Source organism: Tenacibaculum sp. (assembly GCF_048269885.1).
Taxonomy (GTDB): Bacteria; Bacteroidota; Bacteroidia; order Flavobacteriales; family Flavobacteriaceae; genus Polaribacter.
The window spans coordinates 55,412-72,763 of sequence record NZ_JBLWTZ010000002.1 but is presented as its reverse complement, the minus strand read 5'-3'; the positions used below and the strand labels follow the sequence as shown (position 1 = coordinate 72,763).

General features: G+C 32.3%; 19 protein-coding genes. 14 read left to right on the top strand and 5 right to left on the bottom strand.

The genetic code is table 11. The features are described from left to right. Positions 1-9 precede the first annotated feature (9 nt). From ACN0WY_RS01655 to ACN0WY_RS01630, 6 genes are all read left to right on the top strand, one after another. Entirely contained in the window at positions 10-363 is a 354-nt protein-coding gene (locus ACN0WY_RS01655) for a four helix bundle protein (protein WP_417799338.1), read from the top strand. A gap of 26 nt (positions 364-389) precedes the next feature. Beyond that, positions 390-1,178, top strand: a complete 789-nt coding sequence (gene trpC, locus ACN0WY_RS01650) for an indole-3-glycerol phosphate synthase TrpC (RefSeq protein ID WP_417799337.1) — start codon at positions 390-392, stop codon at positions 1,176-1,178. Positions 1,179-1,314: 136 nt separating this feature from the next. Continuing rightward, on the top strand, positions 1,315-1,935 hold the full coding sequence (locus ACN0WY_RS01645) for a phosphoribosylanthranilate isomerase (RefSeq protein ID WP_417799336.1): 621 nt from the start codon (positions 1,315-1,317) through the stop codon (positions 1,933-1,935). Between the two features lie 4 nt (positions 1,936-1,939). Beyond that, positions 1,940-3,115 carry a tryptophan synthase subunit beta gene (gene trpB, locus ACN0WY_RS01640; protein ID WP_417799335.1) on the top strand — a complete coding sequence of 392 codons (1,176 nt, stop codon included), beginning with the start codon at positions 1,940-1,942 and terminating at the stop codon, positions 3,113-3,115. A 128-nt stretch (positions 3,116-3,243) separates the two neighbouring features. Further along, positions 3,244-4,014, top strand: coding sequence for a tryptophan synthase subunit alpha (trpA, locus tag ACN0WY_RS01635; protein ID WP_330487433.1), 771 nt, complete (start codon positions 3,244-3,246; stop codon positions 4,012-4,014). Positions 4,015-4,080: 66 nt separating this feature from the next. Next, positions 4,081-7,248 carry a S41 family peptidase gene (locus ACN0WY_RS01630; protein WP_417799334.1) on the top strand — a complete coding sequence of 1,056 codons (3,168 nt, stop codon included), beginning with the start codon at positions 4,081-4,083 and terminating at the stop codon, positions 7,246-7,248. A gap of 47 nt (positions 7,249-7,295) precedes the next feature. On the opposite strand, the gene ACN0WY_RS01625 is transcribed toward ACN0WY_RS01630, so the two are convergent. Continuing rightward, positions 7,296-7,904: a TonB-dependent receptor plug domain-containing protein gene (locus ACN0WY_RS01625; RefSeq protein WP_330487431.1), complete on the bottom strand. Its 609-nt coding sequence runs from the start codon at positions 7,902-7,904 to the stop codon at positions 7,296-7,298. 146 nt (positions 7,905-8,050) lie between these two features. Here ACN0WY_RS01625 and recQ point away from each other — a divergent pair, with 146 nt between their 5' ends. After that, positions 8,051-10,156, top strand: coding sequence for a DNA helicase RecQ (recQ, locus tag ACN0WY_RS01620; protein ID WP_417799333.1), 2,106 nt, complete (start codon positions 8,051-8,053; stop codon positions 10,154-10,156). An 11-nt stretch (positions 10,157-10,167) separates the two neighbouring features. Then, positions 10,168-10,884: a hypothetical protein gene (locus ACN0WY_RS01615; protein WP_417799332.1), complete on the top strand. Its 717-nt coding sequence runs from the start codon at positions 10,168-10,170 to the stop codon at positions 10,882-10,884. A gap of 37 nt (positions 10,885-10,921) precedes the next feature. On the opposite strand, the gene ACN0WY_RS01610 is transcribed toward ACN0WY_RS01615, so the two are convergent. The 3 genes from ACN0WY_RS01610 to ACN0WY_RS01600 form a co-directional block, all read right to left on the bottom strand. Then, positions 10,922-11,542: a hypothetical protein gene (locus tag ACN0WY_RS01610; RefSeq protein WP_417799331.1), complete on the bottom strand. Its 621-nt coding sequence runs from the start codon at positions 11,540-11,542 to the stop codon at positions 10,922-10,924. Beyond that, positions 11,526-12,008, bottom strand: a complete 483-nt coding sequence (locus ACN0WY_RS01605; RefSeq protein WP_417799479.1) for an RNA polymerase sigma factor — start codon at positions 12,006-12,008, stop codon at positions 11,526-11,528. Before ACN0WY_RS01605 ends, ACN0WY_RS01610 begins: the two co-directional genes overlap by 17 nt. Before the next feature lie 132 nt (positions 12,009-12,140). After that, positions 12,141-12,515: a hypothetical protein gene (locus ACN0WY_RS01600; protein ID WP_159489871.1), complete on the bottom strand. Its 375-nt coding sequence runs from the start codon at positions 12,513-12,515 to the stop codon at positions 12,141-12,143. A gap of 151 nt (positions 12,516-12,666) precedes the next feature. On the opposite strand from ACN0WY_RS01600, the gene ACN0WY_RS01595 reads away from it, so the two are divergent. Genes ACN0WY_RS01595 through ACN0WY_RS01570 form a run of 6 tightly spaced genes read left to right on the top strand, consistent with a single transcriptional unit; the run spans position 12,667 to position 16,199 of the window. After that, the gene (locus ACN0WY_RS01595) at positions 12,667-13,173 is read left to right on the top strand and encodes a GbsR/MarR family transcriptional regulator (RefSeq protein ID WP_417799330.1); all 507 of its coding nucleotides are present in this window, start codon (positions 12,667-12,669) and stop codon (positions 13,171-13,173) included. Between the two features lie 44 nt (positions 13,174-13,217). Beyond that, a complete protein-coding gene (locus ACN0WY_RS01590; protein ID WP_417799329.1) occupies positions 13,218-13,604 on the top strand; it encodes a DoxX-like family protein in 387 nt (128 codons plus the stop codon). Next, a complete protein-coding gene (locus ACN0WY_RS01585; protein WP_417799328.1) occupies positions 13,601-14,338 on the top strand; it encodes a DUF2071 domain-containing protein in 738 nt (245 codons plus the stop codon). Before ACN0WY_RS01590 ends, ACN0WY_RS01585 begins: the two co-directional genes overlap by 4 nt. Beyond that, positions 14,329-15,090, top strand: a complete 762-nt coding sequence (locus tag ACN0WY_RS01580; protein WP_330487423.1) for a methyltransferase domain-containing protein — start codon at positions 14,329-14,331, stop codon at positions 15,088-15,090. Before ACN0WY_RS01585 ends, ACN0WY_RS01580 begins: the two co-directional genes overlap by 10 nt. Positions 15,091-15,098: 8 nt before the next feature. Beyond that, positions 15,099-15,494 (top strand): hypothetical protein, encoded by a 396-nt coding sequence (locus tag ACN0WY_RS01575; protein WP_417799327.1) that lies wholly within the window; start codon positions 15,099-15,101, stop codon positions 15,492-15,494. A 12-nt stretch (positions 15,495-15,506) separates the two neighbouring features. Further along, the gene (locus ACN0WY_RS01570; RefSeq protein WP_417799326.1) at positions 15,507-16,199 is read left to right on the top strand and encodes a YqjF family protein; all 693 of its coding nucleotides are present in this window, start codon (positions 15,507-15,509) and stop codon (positions 16,197-16,199) included. A gap of 62 nt (positions 16,200-16,261) precedes the next feature. On the opposite strand, the gene ACN0WY_RS01565 is transcribed toward ACN0WY_RS01570, so the two are convergent. Beyond that, positions 16,262-17,179, bottom strand: coding sequence for a M43 family zinc metalloprotease (locus ACN0WY_RS01565; protein WP_417799325.1), 918 nt, complete (start codon positions 17,177-17,179; stop codon positions 16,262-16,264). Positions 17,180-17,352: the final 173 nt, after the last annotated feature.

Genomic DNA, 17,352 nt, shown 5'->3' with positions numbered 1-17,352 from the left:
TTGTTAATTATGAAGAAGGATAATATTATTCAGGAAAAGAGCTATGATTTTGCTGTGAGAATTGTGAACTTGTACAAACATTTATCACAAGAGAAAAAGGAGTTTGTTTTAAGTAAACAATTATTACGTTCAGGTACATCAATTGGAGCGAATATAGAAGAAGCAATTGGTGGTCAGAGCAGAAAAGATTTTTATGCTAAACTAACCATAGCATATAAAGAAGCAAGAGAAACACATTATTGGATTCGTTTGTTAAAAGACACTAGTTTTCTTTCAAAAGATACAGCACAATCATTTTTAAATGATACAGAGGAAAAACTTAGAATCATAGGAAGTATCCAAAAGACAATTCGTAATTCATAATTAAAAAATCATAATTTATAATTGAAATGACTATACTAGATAAAATAATAGCCTTTAAAAAACAAGAAGTAGCAAAAATAAAAGCTGAGGTTGCTGTTAAAAAACTGGTGGAGAGTCCCAACTTTAAAAGAGAAGCTTTTTCATTAAAAAAATCGTTGTTAGCACCGTATTCAACAGGAATTATAGCAGAGTTCAAACGCCAATCACCTTCTAAAGGAATTATCAATGATAAAGCAACAGTAGCTGAGGTGACAAACGGATATTTAGACGCCAATGTAGCAGCGCAATCAATCTTAACTGACACTTCTTTTTTTGGTGGAACGATGGCAGATTTGATGGAAGCTAGGGTAATTAACCAACAAAAACCAATTTTAAGAAAAGATTTTATTGTAGACGGATTTCAAATAGTAGAAGCGAAAGCAATTGGTGCTGATGCAGTACTGTTAATAGCTACCTGTTTAACGGCACTAGAGTTAAAAAATTACGGACAATTAGCTGCAGATTTAGGAGTAGAAGTCTTGTATGAAATTCATACACAGGAAGATTTAGATAAGATTGGAGACTTGGATCATAAAATTATAGGAATTAACAATCGAAATTTAAAAACGTTTGAAGTCGATTTAGAGCACTCTATAAATTTAGCTAGTCAAATTCCTGATACAGTTGTAAAAGTTTCGGAAAGTGGAATATCAGACCCAAGAATTATAACAGGGTTAAAAGCACATGGTTTTCATGGTTTTTTAATAGGAGAGAACTTTATGAAAACAGAAAATCCAGGTCAGGCATGTCAAGAGTTTATCGATCAAATTAGATAATGTCAGTTCGAGTGAATTTATGAGGAACGAATAAATTAGTACCGAGAATAAGTACTTCTCGATACAATTTTATCACAAAGTCGAAAATTACTCGAAGTGACGAAATATAAATAATATGAAACTAAAAGTTTGTGGAATGAAGTTTATAGAAAATATTCAGCAAGTAGCTGAATTACAACCTGACTATTTAGGGTTTATTTTCTATGAAAAATCACCAAGAAATTTTGAAGGTATCATTCCAGAATTGCCAAAAGGAGTCAAAAAAGTAGGTGTTTTTGTAAACGAATATTTAGAGATAGTGGTTTCTTTAATAGAAGAATATCAATTAGAAGCCATTCAGTTGCATGGAGATGAATCTGTCGAATACATTCAAAGGTTAAAAAAACATTTACCAAAACTAGAAATAATCAAGGTGTTTGGAATTAAAGATAAATTTAATTTTGAGGTCTTAACACCTTACGAAGAGGTAGTAGATTACTTTTTGTTTGATACCAAAGGAAAAGAGCGTGGAGGAAACGGAGTAACATTTAACTGGCAAGTTTTGCAAAACTATAACTCAACCAAACCTTTCTTTTTAAGCGGGGGCATAGGTTTAGAAGAAATAGACGAATTAGAATCTTTTTTTAAAAGAGAAGCCTCTCAATATTGTTATGCCATTGATGTAAATAGCAAGTTTGAAATAAAACCAGGAGTAAAATCAGTAAAAAAAATAGAACAGTTTAAGGCTTATTGCCAAAAGCTAACAGCTAACAGCTAATCATATGAAATTTCAACCAGACCATAACGGGTATTACGGACAATTTGGAGGAGCATTTATTCCTGAATTGTTGTACCCAAACGTAAAAGAGTTAGAAGACAATTATATACAAATTATAGAATCTGAAGAGTTTCAAACAGCATATAAAGACTTATTAAAGCACTACGTTGGGCGCCCAAGTCCATTGTATTTAGCAAAGAGATTGTCAGGGAAATATGGAGCAACTATTTATTTAAAACGAGAAGATTTAAACCATACAGGTGCGCATAAAGTAAACAATACCATTGGCCAGATTTTAATAGCAAAACATTTAGGAAAGACTAAGATTCTTGCAGAAACAGGGGCAGGACAACATGGTGTCGCTACAGCAACAGTATGTGCTTTAATGGGGTTGGAGTGTGTTGTTTTTATGGGGGAAACAGATATCCAACGGCAAGCACCGAATGTAGCTCGTATGAAAATGCTAGGCGCTAAAGTAGTACCAGCAACTAGTGGAAGCAAAACACTAAAAGATGCTACGAATGAAGCAATTCGTTATTGGATTCAACACCCAGATACCTATTATTTAATTGGTTCAGTGGTAGGACCGCATCCGTATCCAGATATGGTAGCGCGATTGCAAGCAGTGATTTCAGAAGAAATGAAAGTACAGCTAAAAGAACAAACGGGTAAAGAAAATCCTGATACTATTATAGCCTGCGTAGGCGGAGGAAGTAATGCCGCAGGTGCTTTTTATCATTATTTGGAAGATGAAGAAGTAGAATTGATAGCAGTTGAAGCGGCAGGATTAGGAGTTAATTCAGGAGAAAGTGCTGCTACTTCACAATTAGGAGAAGTAGGCGTGATTCACGGAAGTAAAACAATTTTAATGCAAGATGCATACGGGCAAATTGTTGAGCCTTATTCAATTTCAGCAGGATTGGATTATCCAGGAGTGGGGCCATTACACGCCTATTTGCACGAAACCAAACGAGCAAGGTTTATGAATGCTACAGATAAAGAAGCACTAGATGCTGCCTACGAATTGACAAAAATAGAAGGAATTATTCCTGCATTGGAAAGTGCACATGCCTTGGCAGTATTGCCAAAAATGGATTTACAAAAAGATCAAGTAATTGTAGTGAATTTATCAGGAAGAGGTGATAAAGATTTAGAAACATATATAAAACATTTAAGCTAATAGTTAAAAAGAATGTCACATCGAGTGAATTTGTGAGGAACGAACAAATTTGTATCGAGATGTAATAAGTTCTCGATACGATTTTCTCCTAAAGTCGAAAATCACTCGAACTGACAAAACCATAGAAAATGAACTCAATTCAAGATATATTCAATCAAAAAGAAAACAATTTATTGTCAATTTTCTTTACGGCAGGCTTTCCTAAGCTAGAAGATACCGCAAAAATTATTACTGAGTTAAGTGATAGTGGTGTCGATTTTATAGAAGTAGGGTTGCCTTATTCCGACCCATTAGCTGATGGACCAACGATTCAGCATAGTAGTGATGTAGCGCTCAAAAACGGGATGAATCTCGATGTGGTTTTTGAACAATTAACAACGATTAAAGGTTCAAATAAAGCTCCATTAGTAGTAATGGGATACTTAAACCAGATTATTAAATATGGAGAAGATAAATTCTGTCAAAAAGTAAAAGATTGCGGAATTGATACGGTGATTATCCCAGATTTGCCAATGGTTGAATATGAAAATCACTATGAACAATTGTTTGAAAAATATGGGATTACAAACGTGTTTTTAATCACGCCACATACGTCTGAAGAACGTATTCGCAAAATAGATTCTTTAACAAACGCTTTTATTTATGTAGTTGCATCTGCTTCAATTACGGGGGCTAAAGGAGAAGTTTCATTAGCACAAATTAATTATTTTAAAAGAATTCAAGCTATGAACTTGCAAAGTAAGCTGATTGTAGGCTTTGGTATTTCAGATAACAAAACTTTTACGGCAGCTTGCGAGTACATGAATGGAGCTATTATAGGATCCGCTTTTATTAAAGAATTAGAAAAAAATGGGGTTGAAGAGATAAGTAATTTTGTGAGAACTGTTAAGAATTGTTAATATATTCCTAATTTTAAGAGAGTTTTAGTCGTAATGAAGTAATTTGGGGATTTAAAATCAAATAACATGACTAAAAAGATATTCTTAGGGATGGCTTTAATGGCAAGTAATTTTTTATTTGCGCAGCATACATTAATTCGTAAACCAGTGATAAGCCCTGATGCTTCTCAAATGGCATTTAGTTATTATGGCGATATATGGCTGTATAATTTTAACAATCAGCAAACAAAAAGGTTAACAATTCATAAAGGTTACGAAAGTAATCCTGTATGGAATAAGAAAGGAACAGCAGTAGCATTTTCATCCAATAGAAAAGGAAATGATAATGTATTTGTAACTTCTGTCAAAGGAGGAGTTCCTAAACAGTTAACCTACTATCCAACAGTTAATATTCCCACAGATTGGACAAAAGAAGGAGATATTGTTTTTACGACTGGTCGCGTGTTAAGAGGTCCTGAATGGGATAAACAAATGTATGTAGTTAATGAAAAAGGAGAAACACCTCGACGATTATTAACGGCTTATGGTGAAATGGCTTCGGTATCTCCTAACGGAAAATTAATCGCTTTTACCAAAGGAGCGTGTCGTATTGCTCGTGAAGATTACTCAGGTTCTGCGCAACGTGATATTTGGATTTATAACACAGAAACAAACGAATACCATCAAATAACAACGAGTAATAAAAATGATTACTCTCCAGTTTGGGATATGGCTGGAAATTTATACTACATCGGGGCAAAAAGCGGACGATATAATATTTACAAACAAGTAATTTCAGTAAATGGAATTGCAAATGAAGCAGCCATTCAATTAACAAATCAAACGAAAGATGGGGTGCAAACATTTTCAGTAAGTAACAATGGAACGATTGTATATACTAGTGGAGCAGATGCTTTTAAGCTAGAAAATGGGAAAGTTCAAAAAATTAATTTAGAGCTTGTTTCTGACAATCGTTTTGACGAAGAGGAAACGAAAACAGTTTCGGGAGATATTCGTAATTATGCCGTTTCACCTAATGGTAAAAATGTAGCACTAGAAGTTAATGGAGAAATCTTTGTCAAGGAAAACAATAAAGAAAAGAAACGTTCAAACAATATAAGTAAGCATCCTTATAGAGACATTAATCCACAATGGTTAGATGATAAAACAGTTGTTTTTTCTTCTGATAGAGACGGAGTTTATCAATTGTACAGTACGGTTTCTACAGATACTTTAGTAGGGTTACATCGCAGTTTAAAAACAAAAGTTTCTAAACTAACCAACAGTAAAGAAGATATTGAATATTCCTTGGTCTCACCAAATGGAAAAAAAATAGCTTACCAAGTAGGAAGAGGTATTTTAATGATTGCTGATATTAAAAAAGGAACAATAACAAATCCTAAAGAGTACTCTAATTCTTGGGCAGAAGCAGAAGGTGTTTCTTGGAGTCCAGATAGTAAATACATAGCCTATTCACAAGAAGATTTAAATTTTGATAGTGAAATTTTTATTCAATCTGTAGCAAATCCGTCTACCAAAATGAATGTGTCTATGCACCCTAGAAGTGACCGTAATCCAGTTTGGAGTGCTGACGGAAAAAAGTTGGCTTTTTTATCAAATAGAAGTGGAATTAATTACAATGTTTGGATGGTTTGGTTAGAAAAATCAGATTGGGAAAAATCAAAATTAGATCATGAAGAAGGAGCGTATTATTCTCAGAAGAAAGAAGAACCTTCTAAAGAGAAAGAGGTGAAAAAAGGAAAGAAAAAGAAGCAAGAAGTAGTTGTGAAAATTGACGAGGATAAGATTTATGATCGTTTAGTACAAGTAACTTCTTTACAAGATGATGAGTACAGTCCTGTATTTAGTGGAGATAGCGAATTTATTTATTTCTCGGCAACCAATCCTGCAACAGAAAAAAGAAGTACTTATAAAGTTAAATGGGATGGTAGCAAACCAAAATTGGTAAAAGGAGTGGTTAATGCACGTAATTTTACTTCAACTAAAAACAAAGTTTACTTTACGTCAAGAGGAAAATTAGCAGAATTAAATACAACATCCGATAAGGTTACAAACTTGCCACATAGTGCTACCCATACAACAAACAGAGCAGAAGTGTATCGACAAGTTTTTGAAGAAGGAATCCGTGCTTTAACAGCTGGTTTTTACGACCCAGAATTTCATGGCTATAACTGGAGCTCTTTAGTGAAAAAATACAAGCCTTGGGTGTTGTCAGCAACGACGCATCAAGATTACGAATATATGTTTAATTTATTGTTAGGTCAGTTAAACGCTAGTCATATGGGCTATCGAGGAAGTGCACCAAGAAATACAAGCGATAAGGTAGGGGTAATAGGTTTAGAAGTAGAGAACACTAATAAAGGAGTAAAGGTTTCTTATGTCTTACCAAATTCAGTAGCCGACAAATCAACTAGCAAGTTAAAAGTAGGGGATATTATTACAGCTGTTAACGGACGAGAGATAAAAAAGAATACGAATTTTTACAGTTTATTAAAGAACACTCAGTCAAAAGAGATTTTATTGAGTTTAAACAACGGTAAAGAAGTCGTATTACGCCCAGAAAGCTCATTGAGAAGTTTACAATATGAAGAGTGGGTAAACTCAAGAAAGAAATTGGTAGAAACGTATTCAAATGGAAAATTAGGATATATCCATATTCAGGGAATGAATATGCCAAGTTTTGAACGTTTTGAACGTGAACTTAAAGCAAGTGGTTATGGGAAAAAAGGAATTGTAATTGACGTTCGCTACAATGGCGGTGGTTGGACAACAGATCGATTAATGGCGGTGTTAAATGTAGATCAACATGCGTATACAGTTCCGAGAGGAGCTGTAAAAAGCTTAAAAAATCACGAGCAATTTAAAGAGAACTATCCGTTTAACGAGCGAGCTATTTTATCAGTAAATACCAAGCCAATGGTAGCATTATGTAATGAGAATAGTTATTCTAATGCTGAAATTTTCTCACATGCTTTTAAAAACTTAGGCTTAGGGAAACTAGTAGGCCAACCAACTTTTGGAGCGGTAATTTCTACAGGTGGGAAGCGCTTACAAAACGGAATGATTCGTATGCCATTTAGAGCGTGGTATGTAAAGAAATCAGGAGAGAATATGGAGAATGAAGCACCAGCTGTACCCGATTACTTAGTAAAAAATGCACCTGGTTGGAAAGACAGAGGAGAAGATGCCCAGTTAAAGAAGGCTGTGGAGGTATTGTTACAGGATATAAAATAAACAATAAAAAAAGCTGAGTTTTAAAACTCAGCTTTTTTTATTGTGTTTTAACGTGTTTCGACTATAATAACACCATTGGCACCCCTAGATCCATAAGCAGAGGTTTCAGGACCTTTAAGTACTTTTATGGATTTAATAGTAGTAGGAACAATGTTGCTAAAAATAGTTTTATCTACAGCAGTGTTATTTAATATAAACAATGGAGTCGTACTCCCATTTACACTATTATAGCCTCTTATATTAATGTTGTTAGCTCCTGATACGTTAACACCCGGAACCTGACCTCTAAGGTAATCGTAAATATCTCTGTATTGAATAGGGTTTATACTTTTACTTCTGGCATCGCCAGTAACATAATGGTCGCTTCCTTCTTTTATTTTAAGGATTATTTTTTTTTCTCCATTGTATGGAACTTTAATAATTCCTATTTTAGGAGAATACGCGCTAATTTCTTTGGGGCTTTTTTCTAATTTTATTTTGTACTCACCTTTGGCGTTAGTCCATCTTTTTTGTTTTACATTGTCAATAAGAATTACGGCACCAGAAACAGGTTTGTTATCAGGTCCTTTTACTATAATGGATAATTTCTTTGCTTGAGAAAAAGCAGATAAATTGAAAGCTATTAGGGCGACGAATAAGAGTATAATTTTTTTCATGAAATCTATTTTTGTTTTCCAAGATAGAAAAAAAAAATAAACTCTTTATTATTAGTAAGGTATTTAGTCGTTTTTTTACTAAAAATCATTAAGAACAACTCTTAAAAACAACCATTCTTGGTTTTTTTTATTCCTATTTTTGCCAAATGATGCAGGTTACAAAACAAGAATTGTTAGAAAAATTAAAAGTAAATTTTGGGTACGATCGTTTTCGTTTAAAGCAACAAGCTATTATTGAAAATGTTCTGGCAAAAAAAGATACCTTGGTTATCATGCCTACAGGGGGAGGGAAATCGATATGTTACCAATTACCCGCATTGTTTTTTGAAGGGGTAACATTGGTAATTTCCCCTTTAATTGCTTTGATGAAAGACCAGGTAGATAGTTTAAGAGCGAACGGAATTCCTGCTACTTTTTTTAACAGTAGTCAATCAACAGCACAACAACAAGAAGTGTTTGAAGCCATAGCTTCAAAAAGGATAAAGTTGCTATATGTTGCTCCAGAAAGTTTATCCTTACTCCAAAATATATTGAGCCAATCTTATATAAACTGTATTGCTGTAGATGAAGCACACTGTATTTCTGCATGGGGACACGATTTCCGCCCTTCTTATAAACAACTAGCTTTTTTAAAAAAGTCATTACCAGAGGTTCCTATCGTAGCACTTACAGCTACAGCAGATAAAGCTACACAACAAGACATTTTAGAGCAATTAGCAGTACCCAATGCTACTCAATTTATAAGTTCTTTCAATAGAGAAAATATTGGGTTAGAAGTACGCCCAGCAAATGATAGAGTCCAGCAAATCATCAAATTTATACAAAGAAGACCCAACGAAGCAGGAATTATTTATTGTTTAAGTAGGAAAGCTACAGAACAATTAGCTAGCAAATTGCAACAAAACAATGTTGATGCAAAAGCATATCATGCAGGATTATCTTTTGAAGATAGAGCTAAAACTCAAGAGGCGTTTATTAAAGACGACTGCGAGGTAATTTGTGCTACCATTGCTTTTGGAATGGGGATTGACAAGTCGAATGTTCGCTGGGTAATCCATTACAATATGCCTAAAAACATTGAAGGCTATTATCAAGAAATAGGAAGGTCAGGTCGTGATGGATTACCAGCAAAAGCGTTATTATTTCATAGCTATGCTGATGTTATTCAATTGCGTCAGTTTATTGAAAATACGGGGAATAAGGAAGTACAAGAGGCAAAATTAGAGCGTATGAAGCAATTTGCGGAAGCTACGGTTTGCCGAAGAAAAATATTACTTAGTTATTTTGGAGAATTAATAGAAGATAATTGTGGGAATTGCGATGTGTGTAAGAATCCACCACAATTTTTTGATGGAACTGTGATTGCCCAAAAAGGGTTGTCAGCTATTTATCGACTACAAGGAAAAGAAGCTATGGGAACGGTGATAGAGGTGCTTAGAGGAGCAAAAAACGCTACAGTTTTAGATAAAAACTACGATAAATTAAAGACTTACGGTGTGGGCAAAGATATCTCTTGGAGAGATTGGCAGCACTATTTAATTCAATTAACTAACCAAGGGTATTGTCAAATAGCTTTTCATTTAAATAACAGTTTACAACTTACTGATTTTTCAAATAAAGTACTCTTTGAAGGAGAAAAAGTACAGTTAACTACACCTATAGAGTTTCAAAAAGAAGTGAAAGAAACAATAAAAGAGAAGAGAAAAAAGACAGTTAAAGACACATTATTTGAACGTTTGCGAAAGCTACGTTATCGTATTGCTCAAGAAGAAGACATTGCAGCGTATTTGGTATTTAATGATGCTACGCTGAGAGAAATAGAAAACGAAAGGCCACAGTCCGATGAAGAGTTTTTGGCAATAAGCGGAGTGGGACAACGAAAGTTAGAAGTGTATGGAGCAGAGTTTATGGAAGAGATTACAACTTTTTTAAACGAAAAGAAACGGACTAAAAAAGACACTACTTTAGAAACCTTTAAGTTGTACAAAGAAGGGTTTACGGTTGAAGAAATAGCAGAAAACCGAGGACTAAAACCTACCACTATTTTTTCTCATTTATCCAAACTGTATTTAGAAGGGAAAGATGTGAGTTTGGATGAATTTATAGAAGCGGATACCTTAGCCTTGGTAGCAAATGCCAAAAAAGTATTGAAAAATGAAACTGCTTTAAAACCGTATTTTGAGTTTTTAGGAGAACAAGTTCCATATGAGAAAATACGAGTAGGGTTAACTATTTTACAAAGGAAGAGATAAGTTTATTATACATGAGTAAAGAAAACTTTCCTACAGAATCTAAGTCAGATGAAATTTCAAGACTGCATGGGAGAATTAAAAACCTTGAGATTGAAATTACTTCCGTTGAAACTAAATTGTTTCCTTTTGAACAATCATTACGCAATGCAATTGCTGATTTGTTGGTAGAAGAACGAGAACTAGTTGTTTTATATAAGAAACAAAAGAAAGCAAAAAAAGAGAAAAGATTAGTACAAAAGCGAAAAGGTAAAAATTACAAAGAACCTAAGGAGATTGTGCCTGTTTCAAAAAAAGAGATAGTAGAAAAAATTAATCAAAAAGAGAAGAAAAGATTATATAAAGAAGCGATGTTGCATGTACATCCTGATAAATTCTCGATGCAGGAAAATGAACAAGTTAAAGCGACAGAAACAACAACAAAGCTAATTGAAATATATCAAAATGGAAGTTTGGAAGAGTTGGCAGCTTTTCATGCACATATTTTTGGAGGTAATACGACTATATGTTTTGATAAAGATATTTCGCTAATTCAAAAGACAACCAATAGCACTTCTTATTTAGTAAAAGAAGTTGAGCGATTAGAAAAAGTATTGAAAGACTTATTAGAGAGTTATACCTATAAAGTTTTAACAACCTATGAAAACCCTATGTCGTTTGTTGATGAATTGAAAGCCTATTATGACGATAGAGTTTTTAAACTTCGTAAGCGAACAAGAACAAAAAAGTAAACCAGAGTCATATACAACAACGCTGGTTTATGGTTGATTAAGAATTTTTTAATTCTTCCATTTCTTTAATAATATCATCAAGTTTAGATATAAGGCTGTGATATAAAATTCGAGTGGAAATAGTATAGATTATAAAACCAATACCTCCTGTGACAATTGCTACGATGAGTCCCACTCCTATAATGTCTAAGAATGAAGAGTCACTGGAAATATAGTTCGATAGAAAGCTTTTTTCTTTCACACTATAAGCGAGAGCAAAAATTGATACAATTGCTAGTGGAATTGCAAAAACAAATAGCTTTTTTGTGGCTTTAGATACCGAGTTAATTACACTTCTATAATTTTTTAAATAGGTTAGGTTGTCAGATTTAACATCAATAGTCTTAAATCTTTTTAATAATCTCGTATTAAAAAAGTACAAACTTAAGATTAAAAAAGCACCGTATGCCCCAATAACAGTTTCAGATAAAAGGATCCCCCCAATAACTACAATTCCAGCCATAGGAAGCAAGCCTTTGTTGTCAAATTCGTAGGTTCTTTTAATTTTATTAATGACCGATTTAGATTTCTGGTTGTAGATGTCGTTAATTTTTGGAGCGATTAATGATTGTTCATGAATGAAAGCTTCATTCCATCTTTTTTCAATTGATTTTTCCATCTAGTATTACTTTTAATTGTTTTTTAATTCTGTTAATGCGTACCGCAATATTGTTAGCGCTAGTTCCAATAATTGCAGCAATTTCTTTGTAAGGATTTTCTTCTAAATGCAGTAAAATTATCGCTCTGTCGACTTCAGATAATTTTTTAATAGCATCATATAACAAGTTTAAATCTTCGTTTTGAAAAGCTTTATTATCCTCCGATAAATTGGGAGTTTTCTCTAAAGAATATTCTTTTTTAGTATTTCTCTTTGCTAAGGTTAAACAAACATTTAACGTAATTCTGTAAATCCAAGTAGACCATTTCGACTTATTTTGGAATGCATCTCTACTTTTCCATATTTGTAAGCAAGCTTCTTGATAAAAGTCTTCAAAGTCTTCTTGAGAGTCCGTATAAGCTCTACATATTTTAATAATAATACCAGCATGTGGTAAAATGGATGTTATATAAAAATCGTTACTCAAAATTTGGTTTTCTTGATAGGTATTCTGAAAAGTAAAATTATTACAAGAAAGTTTCATTTTTTTTGAAAATAAAAAAAACCTTACAAAATTAATTGTAAGGATAATAAAATGTTTTTTATGTAATAATAGAATTTAAAAATTGGTAATAGGAAATCTTTTTATACGAAGTGGATTGCCTATTGGACCTTTAACTCCCGATTGAAAATTATCGTTAAGTACAATTTGGTTGTTCATTTTTAATTGAATTTGGGCAGTACCGAACCATCCCCAATCATCACAATCAATAGATACAGTTAACTGTCCCATTGAAGGATGTAGGTCTATCAATTCTATAATCCCCCAATCAGTAAAGTTATTTGGATTATTAGAAACCAATTCTAGACTATGTTGTTTCGTTCCGAAATGTTTTATGTTTTTTACAGGATCTTTTAAATGTTTACCAAAGGCCATTCCGTTTAATTGGATAGTCATTTTACCAGATGTAATAAAATACAATTGTGCACTCATGTTTATTTATGATTTGATTAGAAAATAGTAAAGTATGCTATGTTTATTATTCGTTTTCAAGGAAAAAGACTGTTTTTAGTTAGGTTAAAATCTTTGTTTTTTTATTTTCAATAATTATTGAAAGTTTAATAAAATGTTGTATGTTTGCAGTATGAAATTAGAAGACGCAAAATTAAAATACATTCATACTTGGGGAAGTTTAGCTACCAGCTGGGGTATTAATAAGACCATGGCACAAGTACATGCGTTGCTATTAGTGTCTACAAAGCCTCTTTCTGCTGATGAAATTATGGAAACTCTAAAGATTTCAAGAGGTAACGTAAATATGAATGTACGTGCTCTAATTGATTGGGGAATTGTAAGTAAAGAATTTGTAGTTGGAGAACGAAAAGAATTTTTCGTAGCCGATAAAGATATTTGGGAATTGTTTAAACAAGTAACTAAAGAACGTAAAAAAAGAGAAATTGAGCCTGTTTTAAAAGTATTAGATGAATTACAAGAAGATGTTCATGACACTTCAGAAGAAGCAGAAGCTTTTAAAAAAGTAATGAATGATTTATCATCAGTTACTAAAACAGTTAACGGTATTTTGGAGAAAGCGATTAAAGCAGACGAGCATTGGTTGTTATCAAACTTTACTAAAATGATTAAAAAGTAAAAAAATTTATATATAATCTTTCAAAAATTTCTGAAAATTCAAAAATGAATAAAAAGTACTTATCTGCAATATTAATACCTCTAATTGTTTGTGTTTGGTTGATAAATGGAATCTTTTGTAAAATTCTTAACCTCGTTCCGAGACATCAAGAAATAATAGGGGAAATAATCAATACTGGTTATGCAAGAGAGTTAACTACGATGATAGGAATATTGGAAATTGTCATGGTCATATGGATCATTTCTAATTATAAATCAAGGTTAAACGCAATAACACAGATTGTAATTGTTTCAACAATGAATGTAATTGAATTTATGATTACTTCAGACATATTACTCTGGGGTAAGCTTAATATAATTTTTGCTGCTTTGTTTGTATTTATAGTTTATGTAAATGAATTTAAGTTAAATCCTAAAAATACTGTAGCATGAAGGAGAAACTAAAAAATCATCCATTTGCTGTTGAAGCATTTTTTGAAACTTCAATTGTTACAACTTTAGCAATACCAAAGGAACATTTAGAAGACTTTATTCCTGAATGTTTGGACTTGGATACTTTTAATAATCAGTGGGCTTTTTTAGCAGTAGCCATGGTACAAACTAAAAATTTAAGACCAAAAGGATTTCCGAAAATTTTAGGGAATGACTTCTTTTTAATTGGCTATCGCATTTTTGTAAGATATACCAATTCAAAAGGAAAGAGACTAAGAGGACTGTATATTTTAAAATCAGAAACGAATAGTAAAAGAATGGAGATAGCCGGAAATTTATTTACTCATTATAACTACACAACTTCTGATATTGAGCAGACTAAACTAGGTGATAAAATAAGTATTAGTTCAATAAAATCAGATTTTAAAATAGTGTTTAAGGATCAAGAAAGTGATGTGTCATTACCAAAGTTTTCGCCTTTTTCTGATTGGAAAGAAGCAAGGCGCTTTGCGGGGCCTTTACCATTTACTTTTACATATAATAAGCCTAAAAAAGAAGTATTAATAATTGAAGGAGTAAGAAATAATTGGAAACCCAAGCCTATTGAAATTGTCGATTATAATTTTTCATTTATAAAAGACCTTGGATTTAAAAATGTGAGAGTTGCTAACTCATTTATTATTAAAAACGTTCCATACTACTGGAAAAGAGGGAAAATTGAATTATGGAAATAAGAAGAAGAAGAAAGTTTCAAGGAGTATTAAACATACTTAGTTTCAATAGGCATTTTTATTACACTGGCTTAATAGCTTTGTTAGCGGTTGTTTTGGGATACTATTTATTTAACTACAATGATTACCTAAAGTGGTTTTTAGTTGTAATTATTATTTACGGATTGTTAGCTCCCTTGCTAGTCTCTGCTTATGTATATGATTTTTCGAAATACTATGATTTTAAGTGGGTAGATACTATTAACTTAAAAGGGAATAATAACCTTGTGAATATTAACGCAGGTTTTGATGAGACTAGTTTCATTCTAAAAAACAAGTTTCAGTCATCAAATTTGCAGGTTTTCGATTTTTACGATCAAACAAGGCATACTGAACAGGCTATAAAAAGAGCAAGAAAAGTGAGTAGGATATACCCAGCTACTAAATCGATTAGTACAAGTAAAATTCCATTAAAAGATTCATCTATTGACATTTTGTTTTTACTCTCAGCGGCTCATGAGGTGAGATCTAATGAGGAGAAAGAGCTTTTTTTTAATGAATGTTCTAGGGTTTTAAAAGATGATGGAAAAATTTTAGTAGTTGAACATCTTAGAGATTTACCAAACTTTTTAGCATTTTCAATTGGGTTTATACATTTTTTTTCAAGAAAAACTTGGAAAACCGTATTTGAAAAAGCTAATTTGAAACTAGAAGAAGAGATAAAATTCACACCGTTTATGTCGGTTTTTGTTCTTGAAAAATTTAATAAAAATTAGAAATAGTTATGGAGGTTCACTTAAAGATTATAGGGGGTTTGTTAATGCTTTTGGCTTTAATACATGTTATTTTTCCAAAATATTTTAATTGGAAAGATGAATTAAAGAATCTTAGTTTAATGAATAGGCAAATGATGATGGTTCATACTTTTTTTATAGCACTAACAGTGTTTTTAATGGGAAGTATTTTAGTGTTAGAAAGTAAAGAATTGATAGAAACAAACCTTGGAAGAAAAATTATATTAGGCTTTGCTATTTTTTGGTCTATTAGATTGTTTATGCAGTTATTTGTGTATTCACCTAAATTGTGGAGAGGAAAAAAGTTCGAAACAGCTATTCACGTTTTTTTTACATGTTTTTGGATATATATCAGTATAGTAACTTGGAGTATATATATTAACTAAAAATGAAATTATATGAGTTTTTTAAAAGCAGAATGGCGAAAATTGGTCATGATAAATTATGAGGTTAATCCAGACGTGCTAAAAGAGTTTATACCTAAAGGTACTAAGTTAGATTTTTATGAGAACAAATGCTATATAAGTGTTGTCGGTTTTATGTTTTTAAATACAAAGTTATTAGGGGTAAAAATTCCTTTTCATGTAAATTTTGAAGAAGTAAACCTTCGATTTTATGTAAAAAGAAAAGATAAGAGAGGGGTAGTTTTTATAAAAGAAATAGTACCTAAGCCAGCTATAACCTTTGTAGCGAATACTATTTATAAAGAAAACTATCAAACATTACCTATGAAACACAGTTGGACTGAGAAAGATGATATGTTTAAAGTGTCTTATCAATGGAAAATAAATAAGAAATGGAATTCAATATCCGTTGAAAGCCTACAAAAATCAATAGCGATTGAACCGAATACCCAAATTGAATTCATAGCAGAGCATTATTGGGGATATGCTAAGGATAAAAATAGAACAACTGAATACGAAGTAAAGCATCCTACATGGAAATATTATCCAGTAATTAACCATACAATTAACATTGATTTTAAAGCTACTTATGGAGCGCATTTTTCTTTTTTGCAGAGTCAAAAACCTAGCTCTGTATTTTTACTAGAAGGTTCTGAAATTAGTGTTGAAAACAAAACAGTTTTATAAAAAATAAGTAGAGATAAAACTATTTCTACTTATTTGTCTAGTTAAAATTTTCAATAATTAAGTTATCTATTTATTACATCAGAAGTAATTAGTGTTTTTCTTCTTTCTGCATGTTCAAGTACATATCTCATTCGTTTAATTTGCCCTTTGGTGAATATATTCATACATCTATCATCAGTAAGATTCATATAGTTGCTTACAGGAGCAGGTTGTCCGTCACAAGCTTTAGGAATTGTCCCATCACAACCATCAATAGCACTACTTACAGGTGGTGTGTCATCAATAAAATCGTCATGGTCATAACAAGGTTTTCCTTCAAGAGCAGCTCCCCAAATATGTAATAAACCTAAGAAATGTCCCATTTCGTGGGTTAATGTTTTACCAAGATTGAGACCTCCAGAAACATCGGATTTTCCAAAATGATGAACATTAATTAAAATACCATCACCTATGGTTTTTAACTCATCTTCTATTCCAGGTAAGTTAGTGGTAGGAAAAGAAGCTGCGCCAGCAAATGTATTTGGCGCATACCCGCCATATACCCATATGTTGATATATTTATCAGGGTTCCAATATTCAAACTCAGGAAGCCAATCAAATCTGTCTTTATCACCTCTTACGGGAGTGTTGTCGTAATAATTAATACGGTTAATTCCGTTAGTCGGGTTTCCGTTAGGGGCTATTTCTGCAAGTTTAAATTGAATAAATGAGTCACCACTAAGCGGGGAGTTGTTTTCTCCTAAAGTGCCTGCTACTCTTCTAAAATCGTGATTTAAAGATTGAATTTGTTCTTTAATACGTTCGGTAGCTAGGTTAAAGCCTTCGCCTATACTTTCTCCGCCATGTATTATGTGTACGACTACGGGTAAGGTGTAAACTTCTAAGTTATCTAAAGGAGGTTCTGGTAAATCAATTTTAGTTTCGCTACTGCAAGCAAATAGTAAAGAGAAAAGAGTAGTTATTAAAAAGATGTTTTTCATAGAATTAATGGAGTTGTATCAAATTATTATTGACCAGACGCTACAGAAATCGAAAGGTTGCGTGTAATTTTTTTATTTAACATTTTATTATTTTAAAACAAAAGTTTAAAGAATAGAAACTCTTTAATAAAGAAGACAATTAAAAGTATAAAAAGCCTCACTTAAATTTAAGT

Coding starts and splice junctions, on each gene's coding strand:
- ACN0WY_RS01565 (WP_417799325.1), bottom strand. CDS start 17,179: ATGAAAAACATCTTTTTAATAACTACTCTTTTCTCTTTACTATTTGCT.
- ACN0WY_RS01610 (WP_417799331.1), bottom strand. CDS start 11,542: ATGGAAAAATCAATTGAAAAAAGATGGAATGAAGCTTTCATTCATGAA.
- ACN0WY_RS01590 (WP_417799329.1), top strand. CDS start 13,218: ATGAATAAAAAGTACTTATCTGCAATATTAATACCTCTAATTGTTTGT.
- ACN0WY_RS01625 (WP_330487431.1), bottom strand. CDS start 7,904: ATGAAAAAAATTATACTCTTATTCGTCGCCCTAATAGCTTTCAATTTA.
- ACN0WY_RS01580 (WP_330487423.1), top strand. CDS start 14,329: ATGGAAATAAGAAGAAGAAGAAAGTTTCAAGGAGTATTAAACATACTT.
- trpA (WP_330487433.1), top strand. CDS start 3,244: ATGAACTCAATTCAAGATATATTCAATCAAAAAGAAAACAATTTATTG.
- ACN0WY_RS01655 (WP_417799338.1), top strand. CDS start 10: ATGAAGAAGGATAATATTATTCAGGAAAAGAGCTATGATTTTGCTGTG.
- ACN0WY_RS01600 (WP_159489871.1), bottom strand. CDS start 12,515: ATGAGTGCACAATTGTATTTTATTACATCTGGTAAAATGACTATCCAA.
- recQ (WP_417799333.1), top strand. CDS start 8,051: ATGATGCAGGTTACAAAACAAGAATTGTTAGAAAAATTAAAAGTAAAT.
- ACN0WY_RS01575 (WP_417799327.1), top strand. CDS start 15,099: ATGGAGGTTCACTTAAAGATTATAGGGGGTTTGTTAATGCTTTTGGCT.
- ACN0WY_RS01585 (WP_417799328.1), top strand. CDS start 13,601: ATGAAGGAGAAACTAAAAAATCATCCATTTGCTGTTGAAGCATTTTTT.
- ACN0WY_RS01570 (WP_417799326.1), top strand. CDS start 15,507: ATGAGTTTTTTAAAAGCAGAATGGCGAAAATTGGTCATGATAAATTAT.
- trpB (WP_417799335.1), top strand. CDS start 1,940: ATGAAATTTCAACCAGACCATAACGGGTATTACGGACAATTTGGAGGA.
- trpC (WP_417799337.1), top strand. CDS start 390: ATGACTATACTAGATAAAATAATAGCCTTTAAAAAACAAGAAGTAGCA.
- ACN0WY_RS01645 (WP_417799336.1), top strand. CDS start 1,315: ATGAAGTTTATAGAAAATATTCAGCAAGTAGCTGAATTACAACCTGAC.
- ACN0WY_RS01615 (WP_417799332.1), top strand. CDS start 10,168: ATGAGTAAAGAAAACTTTCCTACAGAATCTAAGTCAGATGAAATTTCA.
- ACN0WY_RS01630 (WP_417799334.1), top strand. CDS start 4,081: ATGACTAAAAAGATATTCTTAGGGATGGCTTTAATGGCAAGTAATTTT.
- ACN0WY_RS01595 (WP_417799330.1), top strand. CDS start 12,667: ATGAAATTAGAAGACGCAAAATTAAAATACATTCATACTTGGGGAAGT.